Source organism: Stenotrophomonas sp. 10L48, from assembly GCF_056395105.1.
This window is the reverse complement of record NZ_JBFTIX010000007.1, coordinates 249,690-262,301: the sequence shown is the minus strand read 5'-3', so window position 1 is coordinate 262,301 and position 12,612 is coordinate 249,690. Positions and strand designations below refer to the sequence as shown.

Annotated in this window: 13 protein-coding genes and 1 tRNA gene; 10 read left to right on the top strand and 4 right to left on the bottom strand. The window is 65.7% G+C overall.

Going from position 1 to position 12,612, the window contains the following annotated elements; genetic code table 11:
* Positions 1-262: 262 nt before the first annotated feature.
* From AC1DCU_RS14190 to thiS, 4 genes are all read right to left on the bottom strand, one after another.
* Entirely contained in the window at positions 263-2,110 is a 1,848-nt protein-coding gene (locus AC1DCU_RS14190) for an SLC13 family permease (RefSeq protein WP_478014195.1), read from the bottom strand.
* Between the two features lie 27 nt (positions 2,111-2,137).
* On the bottom strand, positions 2,138-2,872 hold the full coding sequence (gene trmB / locus AC1DCU_RS14185) for a tRNA (guanosine(46)-N7)-methyltransferase TrmB (RefSeq protein ID WP_442251817.1): 735 nt from the start codon (positions 2,870-2,872) through the stop codon (positions 2,138-2,140).
* The gene (locus AC1DCU_RS14180; RefSeq protein WP_032975186.1) at positions 2,872-3,666 is read right to left on the bottom strand and encodes a thiazole synthase; all 795 of its coding nucleotides are present in this window, start codon (positions 3,664-3,666) and stop codon (positions 2,872-2,874) included. The genes trmB and AC1DCU_RS14180 overlap by 1 nt, the downstream gene beginning before the upstream one ends.
* Positions 3,667-3,798: 132 nt before the next feature.
* A complete protein-coding gene (gene thiS / locus AC1DCU_RS14175) occupies positions 3,799-3,999 on the bottom strand; it encodes a sulfur carrier protein ThiS (protein WP_033832224.1) in 201 nt (66 codons plus the stop codon).
* Positions 4,000-4,206: 207 nt separating this feature from the next.
* Between thiS and AC1DCU_RS14170 the strand changes: the two genes are divergently transcribed.
* The 10 genes from AC1DCU_RS14170 to AC1DCU_RS14125 all read left to right on the top strand — a co-directional run bounded on the left by AC1DCU_RS14170 (position 4,207) and on the right by AC1DCU_RS14125 (position 12,483).
* The gene (locus AC1DCU_RS14170) at positions 4,207-6,039 is read left to right on the top strand and encodes an autotransporter outer membrane beta-barrel domain-containing protein (RefSeq protein ID WP_442251816.1); all 1,833 of its coding nucleotides are present in this window, start codon (positions 4,207-4,209) and stop codon (positions 6,037-6,039) included.
* Between the two features lie 112 nt (positions 6,040-6,151).
* A tRNA-Gly gene (locus AC1DCU_RS14165) sits at positions 6,152-6,225 on the top strand.
* Between the two features lie 291 nt (positions 6,226-6,516).
* Positions 6,517-6,921 carry a DUF805 domain-containing protein gene (locus tag AC1DCU_RS14160; RefSeq protein ID WP_032975183.1) on the top strand — a complete coding sequence of 135 codons (405 nt, stop codon included), beginning with the start codon at positions 6,517-6,519 and terminating at the stop codon, positions 6,919-6,921.
* Between the two features lie 142 nt (positions 6,922-7,063).
* A complete protein-coding gene (locus tag AC1DCU_RS14155) occupies positions 7,064-7,294 on the top strand; it encodes a hypothetical protein (RefSeq protein ID WP_105164563.1) in 231 nt (76 codons plus the stop codon).
* A 96-nt stretch (positions 7,295-7,390) separates the two neighbouring features.
* Positions 7,391-8,269 carry a 30S ribosomal protein S6--L-glutamate ligase gene (gene rimK / locus AC1DCU_RS14150; RefSeq protein WP_025874283.1) on the top strand — a complete coding sequence of 293 codons (879 nt, stop codon included), beginning with the start codon at positions 7,391-7,393 and terminating at the stop codon, positions 8,267-8,269.
* A gap of 255 nt (positions 8,270-8,524) precedes the next feature.
* The gene (locus AC1DCU_RS14145; protein WP_312963795.1) at positions 8,525-9,001 is read left to right on the top strand and encodes a hypothetical protein; all 477 of its coding nucleotides are present in this window, start codon (positions 8,525-8,527) and stop codon (positions 8,999-9,001) included.
* A gap of 89 nt (positions 9,002-9,090) precedes the next feature.
* Complete coding sequence (locus AC1DCU_RS14140; protein ID WP_025874285.1) at positions 9,091-9,564, top strand: hypothetical protein; 474 nt, start codon at positions 9,091-9,093, stop codon at positions 9,562-9,564.
* A gap of 8 nt (positions 9,565-9,572) precedes the next feature.
* Positions 9,573-10,250: a response regulator transcription factor gene (locus tag AC1DCU_RS14135; RefSeq protein ID WP_025874286.1), complete on the top strand. Its 678-nt coding sequence runs from the start codon at positions 9,573-9,575 to the stop codon at positions 10,248-10,250.
* On the top strand, positions 10,213-11,583 hold the full coding sequence (locus tag AC1DCU_RS14130) for a sensor histidine kinase (protein ID WP_032975180.1): 1,371 nt from the start codon (positions 10,213-10,215) through the stop codon (positions 11,581-11,583). The genes AC1DCU_RS14135 and AC1DCU_RS14130 overlap by 38 nt, the downstream gene beginning before the upstream one ends.
* 513 nt (positions 11,584-12,096) lie before the next feature.
* Positions 12,097-12,483, top strand: coding sequence for a hypothetical protein (locus AC1DCU_RS14125; RefSeq protein ID WP_025874288.1), 387 nt, complete (start codon positions 12,097-12,099; stop codon positions 12,481-12,483).
* The last annotated feature ends 129 nt before the right edge of the window (positions 12,484-12,612 follow it).

The window sequence follows — 12,612 nt, the reverse complement described above, 5'->3', positions numbered from 1 at the left end:
CTGTCGAAGGCGGGGTGGGTCCGGTTGCGGGGGTGTCCGCGGCATGGATGCCGCGGCCAAGCCCCCAAGGGTGAGGGCGCTTTGCTTGCGAAGCACTGCTTCGCAAGCGCCCGAACGCACAGCCGCCAGCGGCTGGGCCGGTCTGGGGGTTTACGGCGTCCCCCGCAACCGGACCCACCCCGCCATCCCAAGGAATGCAGACCGTTGCCGTTGTCGTTGCCTCTGCGGGTGCAGGGCGCAGCCCTGCCAACAAACCCAACCTTCAGAACATCAGGTTGATCAKCACCACCACCACGCAGGTGTAGATCAGCGACAGCGGGCCGCCGACCCGCCACATCTCGCGCGGGGTGTAGTTGGCCGGGCCGGTGATCATCGAAATCACCGGGTTCGACGCCGTCATCAGGTTGTTGGACGCCGACAGCGCCACGATCAGCGCGAACGCCGTGGGATTGCCGCCGGCCGCCAGCGCCAGGTTCACCGCGATCGGCACCATCACGATGGTCGCGCCCACATGGCTGATCACCAGCGAGAACACCGTGGTCAGAAGCGCCAGCGCCAGTTCCAGCACCCAGATCGGAATGCCGGTGGGCAGCTTGTCGATGGTATGGCCGGCCACCCATGCCGCTGCGCCGCTGGAATCCATCGCCCAGCCAAGCGGAATCAGCCCGGCCATCATGAACACCGTCTTCCAGTTGATCGAGGCATAGGCCTCGTCCATGCGCAGCACGCCGGTCAACAGCATCCCGGCCACGCCGGTCATCAGGGTCAGCGCCACCGGCAGTTTGCTGGTCAGCGCGATCAGGATGGTCAGGGCGAAGATCGCCATGGCGATCTTGAACTTGTGCGGGCGCTGCTCGCCGGTGGGGTAATCGGTGACCACCACGAAGTCGCGGCTCTTGGCGGCCTGCGCGAGGTCGGTCCAGATGCTGTGGAAGACCAGCATGTCGCCGGCGCGCAGCTGCACATCGCGTACATCCTCGCGGATCACCTGCTTGTCGCGGTTGATCGCCAGCAGGCTGATGCCGCGTTCCTTGCGCAGGCGCAGCTCGCCTGCGGTCTTGCCGATGACGCCGGAGGTCGGCGGCACCACCGCCTCGGAAATGCCAGCGCGGCTGGGATTGAACAAGTCGCCCAGGTGTTTCAGGCGCGAGGACATGCGCAGGAACTGGTTCTGCGCGAAATCGTGGATCTGCTGGCGCGGTCCCATCGCGCCGAGCACGCTGCCCACCCAGATGCGCATTTCCGCCGGCGGTGCCAGGCGGGTGTCATTGCCGGTCTTCAGTGCCAGCAGCAGCGGCGCGTCATGCAGGTTCTCGGCCTCGCCCAGGGTCATGCCGACCAGCGGGCTCTCGGCGGTGACCACCAGCTCGAACACGTCGCCTTCGATGCCGTAGGTCTTGGCGAAGTAGCTCTCGGTGCGGGCCGGCGTGGTGCCGTCGTTGACCAGGCTTTCCTCTTCCACCAGCTTGCGGTCGCCGTAGTAGCGGAAATACAGCAGCGAGGCGATCAGCAGGGCGATGCCGATCGGCAGCGGCGCGAACATGCGCAGCGGCTCGATGGTGGCCAGGCCGGAGGGCAGGTTGTTATTGGCCGAGGCCAGCAGATCGTTCAGCAGGATCAGCGGCGAGTTGCCGACCATGGTCAGCGCGCCACCCATCACGATCGCCGCCGAGATCGGCAGCAGCAGGCGTTGCATGGTCAGCCCGGTGCGCGCGGCCAGGCGCGAGGCAACCGGCAGGTACAACGCCATCACCGACGGGTTCTGCATGAAGGACGAGTTCAGGCCGGCGATGGCCGTGGTCATCATCAGCAGCCGCTGCTCCACGCCATGGCCGCGCCGCAGCAGCCAGGCCGCGAGCCGGTTCAACGCACCGGTGCGGTCCAGGCCCGCGCCGAGGATGGTGGTGGCGATGATGCTCATCACCGCGTTGCCGGAGAAGCCGCCGAAGATCTCCTCCGGCGCGATCAGGCCGGTCACGCCCAGCACCACCAGCACCACCAGCGCGACCACGTCGGCGCGGATGCGCTCGAACAGGAACATCGCCATTGTGAAGCCGACCAGCCCGAGCACGAGCTTCATGTCAGTGGTCAGCGTCAGCGCGGTATCCATGTGGGGCGCGGCGTCCTCAGGCGTTCATCAGGTGCGGTCGTACAACAGGTCCCAGACGCCATGGCCGAGCTTCTGGCCGCGGGTCTCGAAGTGGGTCTGCGGGCGCCAGTCCGGGCGCGGCACGCTGCCACGCGGACCGGCACGGTTGACCAGGCCGGGGGTGGCATCGAGCACGTCCCACATCTGCTCGGCGTAATCCTCCCAGTCGGTGGCACAGTGCAGGCGGCCACCGGGGCGCAGCTTGCGCACCAGCAGCTCGGCAAAGCCCGGCTGGATCAGGCGACGCTTGTTGTGGCGCTTCTTGTGCCACGGGTCGGGGAAGTAGATGCGCACTTCGTCCAGCGCGCCATCGGCGATTTCCTTTTCCAGCACTTCCACCGCGTCGTGGTGGTACAGGCGCACGTGGTCGGCGTTGTCGTCGGCCAGCGCGTTCAGCAGGCGGCCCACGCCGGGCGCGTGCACTTCCAGGCCGATGTAGTCGCGGCTGAGGTCCTGCTGCGCGGCGAAGCGCAGCGCGGCGCCGTTGCCGAAGCCGATTTCCAGCACCTTGTGCGCATCGCGGCCGAAGGTGGCATCCAGATCACGCGGTTCACCGCTGAAATCCAGGCCGAAACGCGGCCAGCGCTCGTCGAACGCGCGCTGCTGGGCCGGGGTGAAACGGCCCTGGCGCAGCACGAAGCTGCGCACTTCACGGCGGCCTTCGTTGACCGTGAACGGCTTGGGCGGTGCCTTCGAACCGGCGCTGTCGAATGGATTGGTCATCAGCCGATCAACCCATCGATCGGCGAGGACGCACTGGCATAGCGCTTGCGCGGAATGCGGCCGGCCAGGAACGCCTCGCGGCCGGCTTCCACGGCCTTGCGCATGGCGCTGGCCATCAACACCGGGTTGCGCGCGCCGGCGATGGCGGTGTTCATCAGCACGCCGTCGCAGCCCAGCTCCATCGCGATCGCCGCATCCGACGCGGTGCCCACGCCGGCGTCGACGATGATCGGCACCTTGGCGTCTTCGATGATCTGCAGCAGGTTGTACTTGTTCTGGATGCCCAGGCCCGAGCCGATCGGCGCGGCCAGCGGCATCACCGCAGCGCAGCCGATCTCTTCCAGGCGCTTGGCCAGGATCGGGTCGTCGGAGGTATAGACCATCACCTCGAAACCGTCCTTGACCAGCTGCTCGGCGGCCTTGAGGGTCTGCACCACGTCCGGGTACAGCGACTTCTGGTCGCCCAGTACTTCCAGCTTGGTCAGGTTGTGGCCGTCCAGCAGTTCGCGGGCCAGGCGGCAGGTGCGCACGGCATCCTCGGCGGTGTAGCAGCCGGCGGTGTTGGGCAGGATGGTGTAACGGTCCGGCGGCAGCACGTCGAGCAGGTTCGGTTCGCCCGGGTTCTGGCCGATGTTGGTACGGCGGATGGCCACGGTGACGATCCGGGCGCCCGCGGCCTCGGTGGCCAGGCGGGTTTCTTCCAGATCCTTGAACTTGCCGGTGCCGGTAAGCAGCCGCGAGCTGTAGGTCTTGCCGGCGATCACCAGCGAATCGGGGGAGACATGAGCGTTCATGACGCGATTATCGCTTATCCGCCCGAAGATGGGGTCGTCACTTCGACGCCGCCGGGCATGGCCCGGCGCTACCGGAACGGATGCGCAGGGTAGCGCCGGGCCATGCCCGGCGAGCGCGGAGCGCGGGATGCCTCAGCCGCCGCCGAGGGCATGCACGATCTCCACCACATCGCCCTCGTCCAGCACATGCTCGGCATGACGGCTGCGGCTGACGATCTCGCCGTTCACCTCAACCGCCACCCGGCGTTGCAACAGCTGCTCGGCCGCAAGCAGGTCCAGGAGGGTCGCTGAAGCGGGCAAGGTGCGGGGTTCGCCATTGAGCTGGATGTTCATGGGGCCATTGTCGCTGATTGCCGGTTCGCATCGGAACCGTTGCAAGTTGTGCGCTACGCCCGCACCGGCAAAGCCCGCCGGGCCTGGCTCGAGCGACAATCCATGCGGCGGCGCAGCGTGAGCAATTGGCGGCGCAGTGAAACCATTCACCGTGCGCCGGCGTACGTGCGTCGGATCCTCAAACGATATCCCCACAGGAGTTTTTACATGCTGCTCAGCAAACGCCCGATCCGCTCCCTCATGGCGGCCGCGATCGCGCTGGCCGCGCTGCCGGCCATGGCAGGCGAATCCCCGTTCACCCGTACCGTGTTCTTCGGTGACAGCCTCACCGACAGCGGCTACTACCGTCCCCTGCTGCCGGCGGAGGCGCGTCCGGTCGCCGGCCAGTTCACCACCAACCCCGGTTGGGAGTGGGCGCAGTTCGTCGCCGATTACTACGGCACCAATGCGTCCCCCAACGGCAACGGCCAGACCGGTGACAACTACGCTGTCGGCGGTGCCCGCGTGGGTACCGACCTGACCCAGCCGGCCTTCGGCAACGTGCCGGTGCCGTCGCTGAAGACGCAGATGGCCAGGTATCTCGCCGCCAACGGTGGCAAGGCGGACCCGAATGCGCTGTACACCGTGTGGGGGGGCGCCAACGACCTGTTCTCGATCACCGCTCCGGCCCAGGCCCCGGCCGTGATTGGCGCAGCGGTGACCGACCAGATCGGCATCGTGGCCAGCCTCAAGCAGGCTGGCGCGCAGTATGTGCTGGTGCCGAACCTGCCCGACGTCGGTATCACCCCCGGGTTCATCGACCGGGGTGCGGCGGGTCAAGCGCAGGGTACGGCCCTGTCCACCGCGTACAACACTGCGCTGTACAGTGGCCTGAAGCAGGCCGGTATCGACTTCATCCCGCTCGATACCTACACCCTGCTGCATGAAATCATCGCCAATCCGGGCATGTATGGTTTCAGCAACGTCACCGGCCGCGCCTGCCTGGTGGCTTCGTCACTGACCTGCAGCCCGCTGGCCTACGCCCGCCCGGACGCGGCCAGCAGCTATCTCTTCGCCGATGACGTGCATCCGACCTCGGCCGCGCACCAGATGCTGGGCCAGTACGCCATCTCGATCCTGGAAGGCCCGCGCCTGCAGCAGGTGCTGAGCCACTCGGCGCAGACCATCGGCCGTTCGCGCGCCGACCAGGTCAGTCTGCACCAAGCCGGCCGTCCGGCCGACGGGATGTCCTGGTGGGGCGGCGTGCGCGGTGACATGCAGCGCTACGACCACGCCGATCTGTACGACGGCCTGGCCCCGGCCGGCCTGTTCGGTGTCGACTGGGCACGTGACGGCATGGTCTTCGGCGGCTTCGCCGGCTTTGGCCGCCTGAATGCCGACTTCGGCAACAGCCGTGGCGATTTCACCCAGAAGGACACCACGGCCGGTCTGTTCGCCGGCTGGTACGGCGACCGCATCTGGGTCAATGGCCAGGTCAGCTACACCTGGCTGTCCTATGACGTGAACCGCAAGGTCCAGCTCGGCCCGGCCACCCGCGAACACGGTGGCTCGCCGGACGGCAGCAACCTGACCGCCGCCCTGAACGCCGGTTACGAGTTCGGCACCGAAGGTGGCTTCCGCCACGGCCCGATCGCCTCGGTGATCTGGCAGCAGGTCAAGATCGACGGTTACACCGAAAGCGCCGATGCCGGCACCCTGGCCACCGCGCTGGGTTACGGCAAGCAGGATGTCGATTCCACCGTCGGCCGTATCGGTTGGCAGGCCCGCTTCGACGGCGGCACCGTCAAGCCGTACGTGCAGGTGACCTACGATCACGAGTTCGAAGACACCAAGCAGGCCAGCGCCTGGGTGCAGAGCCTGCCGGACGTCGGCATGTACCGCGTGCCGGGCATGGACTTCGACAAGAACTATGCGACCGCCATCCTGGGCGCGCGCATGGAGCTGTTCGGCCTGCAGAGCAACATCGGCCTGAGCGCCACCACCCTGCAGAAGCGTGCGCAGGACGCGACGCTGTTTGCCAGCTTCAGCGGCAGCTTCTGATGCACACGACGGCAGGCCTGCGGGCCTGCCGTCACCGTCACCGTCACGGGCAAGCTGCAAGGGCCTGCCCGTTGCGTTTGAACACGTGCCCCGCATAGACTTGTCGGGCAACGCGGGCGTAGCTCAATGGTAGAGCTGTAGCTTCCCAAGCTACTGACGAGGGTTCGATTCCCTTCGCCCGCTCCATGTCTTCCAGCGGTTTGCGGCGTGTCAGCCGCTCCGCGCTACCCAGCCAGCGCGACAGCGCCTCGGCTCGGGCACTTCGATCCGCTTTGCCGCACAGTGATCGCGGGCATGCTGCCAGGTGAGTTTTCCTTGGCTCAGCGCCGCGCGACCGTCCTTAGCGCTGGAAAGCCTCCTCTGCGACCTTGCGGTCTGCTCGATCCAGTCACACGGACAGGTTCAGTTGTTGCTGGGATCGGACATGCTAGAAATCCGTCAACAATTGGTATCAATCGTTCGTTGTCCGGAGCGTGAATGATCGCTGCACTTGTGCCCATCAGGCGATGCTTTGATTTTTCGGGACGATCCAACCGGACAGAGTTCTGGTCGTTCTTCCTGCTTGCCGCTTTCTTGGCCGCGCTGAGCTACAGCTTGATGGAAGCTGGCTACTGGCTGATCGGCACACGGTTCTACAATTGGGAACTGGGCTTGCGTCTCAATAGCGTGGGGCAGGGCCTGGCAACGGTCGCGCTGGTATCTTTCCTCCCGCCCATGCTCGCACTGACCGTGCGCAGGTTGCACGACATTGATGAGTCGGGATGGTTTGTTGTCATTGCCTTCGTTCCTTTGGGGGTGTTCGTTCTGTTTCCGGTCATGCTGCTGCCCGGTAGCGAGGAAGAGAATCGATTTGGCGGGACGCAGGGATTGTCGGGGGGCTGAAAGTATCTGGCGCAGCGTTTGCCGGTGCCTGCTTGAGAGTGCGGACTTCGCGTCCGAGCGTGCAAGGCAGATTCCAAATCCGTATGTCCCCCCGACTTGCCCTCCGCTAGCGTGTTGCCCTCATTTCAAGGAGCGCGCCGGCATGCAACGCAGGAACGACCTGGTCAACGCACTGCATCAGATATTCCTTTCCGCGGGAATTGGCTCGGCCAAACAGGTTGAAGCGGTGCGCGCCCTGGGCAGGGCAGGTGGGCCGGAGGCCGCGCAGCGCATCGTGGAGATTTACAAGGATGCCTTCGGCGGGTCGACCGTCCAGATGGCGTGCATCGCCGCTCTGGGCGAGGCCGCACGCGGCTATCCAGCGGCGGAATGAAGGGGAAGCCCGGCACGCGGTGGTGCCGCCAGGCAACATCATCCGGTCGCAACGCTGCCACGCTATGCTTCGCGCCTGCCGACCGATCCCACTGCGATGAAGCTCGCCATCCTGTCCCGCAACACCCGGCTGTACTCCACCCGTCGGCTGGTCGAGGCCGCGCGCGCGCGCGGCCATACCGTGCGCATCCTGGACCCCCTGCGCTGCTACATGCGCATCGCCGCGGACGGCTTTTCCATGCACTACAAGGGCCGGCCGATGACCGGCGTGGATGCGGTCATCCCGCGCATCGGTGCTTCGGTCACCCGCTATGGCACCGCCGTGCTGCGCCAGTTCGAACTGATGGGCGCACGCACGCCCAATCCGTCCGACGCGATCCTGCGCTCGCGCGACAAGCTGCGGGCGCACCAGTTGCTGGCGGCCAAGGGCATCGACATGCCGGTCACCGTCTTTGGTGACAACCCGGATGACACCGTCGACCTGTTGTCCATGCTCGGCCCGCCGCCGCATGTGGTGAAGCTCAATGAAGGCACCCAGGGCCGTGGCGTGATCCTCACCGAGAAGGCCAGCGCCTCGCGCGGCATCGTCGAAGCCCTGCGTGGCCTGTATGCCAACTTCCTGATGCAGGAGTTCATCGGCGAGGCCAAGGGCGCCGACCTGCGTTGCTTCGTGGTCGGCGACCAGGTGGTGGCGTCGATGCAGCGCCAGGCGCCGGAGGGGGATTTCCGCTCGAACCTGCATGCCGGCGGCACGGCGGTGGCGTCCAAGGCCAGCCGGGCCGAACAGCAGGTGGCGGTGCGTTCGGCCAAGGCGCTGGGGCTGGGCGTCTGCGGGGTGGACCTGATCCGCTCCGAGCGCGGCCCGCTGGTGCTGGAGGTGAACTCCACCCCGGGCCTGGAAGGGATCGAGGCCGCCTGCGGGGTGGATGTGGCCGCACGCATCATCGAACATGTCGAGAAGATCAAAAAATCCTGATATTTCAGTGGCTTGAAATTAAATTCAGGCGAGGTTGGCGGGTTTAACGCTGCTTTAATCGCCCCGGGCGTAGCCTTCAACGAACCGCAGCTCTGCCTCTCAGCAGGATCGGTATCGGGATACAACTTCAGGCCCAGGCGGGTGCACCGCCTGGGTCTTTTTTATGCCCTGTGTCCCCCTGCCAAGGGGCCCTTGTGGGCACGTGGGGACACTCGTAGAGTTGGGCCTTCGTTCCGAAGGATCGGGAGGTTGGCGATGTACCGCACCACGATGATCGTGCTGTTGCTGTGCCTGCCTGGCGTTGCACTGGCCAAGCCGGAAAAGGCGGCTGTGCAGATGGACCGCCAGACCCCGGTGGCCGAGCAGGTCCGCCAGGTCGAAAAAGCCCTGCAGCAGGGCGACTACAACGAAATCTCCGCCGAGGACCGCAGTCAGGTCCAGCAGGCATTGGCGCGGATCACCCAGCGGATGGGCGAACGGCAGACCGTCCAGGAGCTGCCACCGCAGGTGCAGAACGACGTCTTCAACGATCAGGAGCGGGTCAACAGCATCCTGACGCGCGCCCACGACGACAGCCGCCAGATCTGCTCGTACCAGCGCACTACGGGCAGCAACATGCCCAAGAGCCGTTGCCTGACCGTGGCCGAACGGCGCCGCATCGAAGAGAAGGGCAAGGCCCTGCTCAACGACCAGCGCACCTACAGCAACTTGAACCCGGACTCCAAGCTTTAAGGCCGCCTGCACCCTGCCGGCCAGCACTTGCTGGCAGAGCGGGCATCCGCATACAGTCGGCGTTCACCTCAGACAGGGATTCGTTTGTCATGAAGCATCCAGTGATATCAGCGGTTCTGGTTTCGGCGTTGGCCCTGGTCGCTGCCTCGGCAGGGGCCAAGAGTGCCGAAGAGGTATTCCTGCCGGGCAAGCCGCTGCTGCAGCAGGTAGAGCGCATCGAGATCGAGCTCAACGATGGCGAAACCTATTCCGAGCTGCGTCAGGAAGAGCGCGGCAAGGTCCGCGAGACCCTGGTTCGCATCCGTGCCGCCGCCGAGCAGTACCCGACCAAGGACGCGATGCCTGAATCGGTACGAACTGAGGTCTTCAACGATCAGCAGGTCGTGAACACCGTTTTGACACAGGCGCGTGAAGATAGTCGTCTAATATGCCGACGTGAGAAGACCATTGGTTCCAACATGTCGTCCACGCAATGCATGACCGTCGCCGAGCGTGCTCGGCAGAAGGACAAGGCACAGCGCGACATGGGCCAGGCCCAGCGCGTCGGTAAATTCGTCAATTAGAGGTGACAGTGAGAATCCTGGTAATCGAAGACAACAGCGACATTGCGGCCAATCTGGGCGACTACCTGGAGGACCGGGGCCACACCGTGGACTTCGCTGCCGACGGAGTGACCGGGTTGCATCTGGCTGTCGTGCACGAGTTCGACGCGATTGTCCTGGACCTCAACCTGCCGGGCATGGACGGTATCGAGGTCTGCCGCAAGCTTCGCAACGAAGCGCGCAAGCAGACCCCGGTGCTGATGTTGACCGCGCGCGATTCGCTGGACAACAAGCTCGCCGGCTTCGATTCCGGTGCTGACGACTACCTGATCAAGCCGTTCGCGCTGCAGGAAGTGGAAGTGCGTCTGAACGCCCTGTCGCGTCGCGGCAAGGGCGTGCAGACCCGCGTGCTGGAAACCGGTGACCTGGAATACAACCTCGACACGCTGGAAGTGCGCCGCCAGGGCAAGCTGCTGCAGCTCAACCCGACCGCATTGAAGATCCTGCAGGCGCTGATGGAAGCGGCCCCGGCCGTGGTCACCCGGCAGGAGCTGGAAACCCGTGTCTGGGGCGAAGAGCTGCCGGACTCTGATTCGCTGCGCGTGCACATCCACGGCCTGCGCGCCGTGGTGGACAAGCCCTTTGAAGTGCCGATGATCCAGACCCGCCATGGCATCGGATACCGCATCGCTACGCCGGAAGCCTGATTCTGTGGCAAGCAAGGGGGAGCGCCGGCGCACGCCTTATCGGCGGCGCCTGCGCAGCCGCATCATCGTCTCGTTCGTGTTGTTGGGCTTCTGCCTGACGACACTGTTCGCGTTCGCCACCAACTGGGCCCGCATGCGGGTGGAAAACCAGCTGGTGGAAGACGTGATGAACCGCAACATCAGCGAGTACGTGCGGCGTTATTACGAAAGCCCGGACCGCAACCCCGACCTGCCGGTGCAGCAGATGCGCGCGCGCCTGATCAAGCCGGACAAGTTCGAAGCCCTGCGCGAGGAGGAGCCGGACTGGTACGAGTTCAAGGACGGCCTGTACAACATGGGCGGTGTGGACGAGCGCGGCGAGCGCTATTCCTACAAGCTGGCCGTGCGCAAGACTCCCGATGCTTGGGCGTTCCTGGCCTACGACATGACCGACAGCGTCCGCGGTGGGCAGCAGCTCAACCGCGCGCTGTTCCTGTCGGTGCTGGTATTCAGCCTGCTGTCGCTGGTGCTGGGCTGGTGGTCGGCCTCCAAGGTGATGAAGCCGGTCTCGGATCTGGCCGCGCGCCTGCGTGCGTACCGTGGCGGTACCAGTGAGCCCGAGCCGTTGGCGCCGCGCTTCCCGGATGACGAAGTGGGCCAGTTGGCACAGGCGTTGGATGACTATTCCTCGCGGCTGACCGAAGTGGTGCAGCGCGACCGTGAGTTCAATGCCGATGTCAGCCACGAGCTGCGCACGCCGTTGGCGGTGATCCGTGGCGCCACTGAGCTTCTGCTGACCCGCCCCGGCCTGGACGAAAAGGTGCTGCAGCGCCTGCAGCGCATCCAGCGTGCCGAGCAGCAGTGCAGCGATCTGATCGGCGCGCTGCTGCTGCTGTCGCGCAACGAACGCGGGCAGGGCAGCAGCAATGTGGCCCGGGTGGCCGAACAGCTGCTGGACGCGCACCGCGCCCAGTTGGGTGGCAAGCCGCTGGAGCTGCACCTGGATGGCGAACGCGATCTGGTCATCGATGCCCCCGAAGCGGCGCTGTCGGTGGCGCTGGGCAACCTGATCGGCAATGCGGTGAAGTATTCGCAGGATGGCGAGGTGCGCGTGCATGTGGGCGCCAACGCCGTGTCGGTGACCGACAGCGGGCCGGGCCTGAGCGAGGAAGATGCCGCCAAGCTGTTCCAGCGCGGCTACCGCGGTACCCATGCCGGCCACTCGCAGGGCGGTGGCATTGGCCTGTCGATCGTCAGCCGCCTGTGCGATCTGTACGGCTGGCAGGTAAGCGTGCGCCCGGGCGGCGCCCGCGGCGTGATCGCCACGCTGACGTTCTCGCCGAAGCCGCTGTAACCCATTCTGGCTGCTGCTTTGCTGGGGGCCGACCTTGGTCGGCACGAATCCATCCGTCGCCAAAATCTCCCACTCGGCGCGAAATGTCGCATGCAACGCCAATTCAGCTTCCGCGAAGGCGCGGCGCTTCTGGTCCAGCACGACACCTGCGTGATGCATTCCGCGCCCTGCGCGTGTCACAACGCACGGTTCCGCAGACGGTTGGGCCGCATGGCGTTTTCGCCTCATGACCGCAATGCATGCAGCTGGCGAGATGGCACGGTCGGGGTCATCGCCCCGGCCGGGATTGGCGTCCTGAATAAACCCGACAACTTGAAAGCTCCAGATGCGCTTTGGCCATCGTGGAAAATGCATCGCATGCCTTCTGCTTCGGCGGGCGGTGCGTGGGGACTCGCAAGAGTCCGCTGGAGTCTTTTTCCTTGCTTTCGAGTTGTTGGGTCTCCGGTACGCCAACCCGCACCGTCCGCCACCCCGCATCCGCGGGTGGCCTTGCCGTCTGCGAGGAGCATTGCCATGTCTGCACGCACTACCTATCCGAACCTGCGCCGCCTGGTTGGCGAATCCGCCGATCAGTTGCCGGCCGACATCGCCGAACGCATCGAAGATGTACTGGCCGAACCCAGCGACCTGCTGCCCGCGCTGATGGCACGCATGGATGGCCGCGACAACGCCGATGGCCAGACCCGGAAGGGCACCGGTCTCAGTCCGTCGCAGGCCGTAACCCTGGCCAGCCTCAGCCGTACCCTAGCCGGTCTCAATGCGCTGATCCAGATGCTGCACGCCGCCGAAGCGGCACGCGTGCAGGGCAGCGCGGGCCAGCAACTGCCGCCGGATGTAGTGGAAGGTCTGTTGCTGGCCGCCCGCGAACTGGCCCGCTACGCCCGCCAGCAGCTGGAGTAGATCCACGCCATGCGTGGATGCTCATCCCCGCACCGCGCGCCTGTTCCATGGGCATTCAATAGCGCCGGGCCACGCCCGGCGGTTGTTACCAGATCAGACCGGCAGTCGAGCAAGCACGACGCCCGTCAC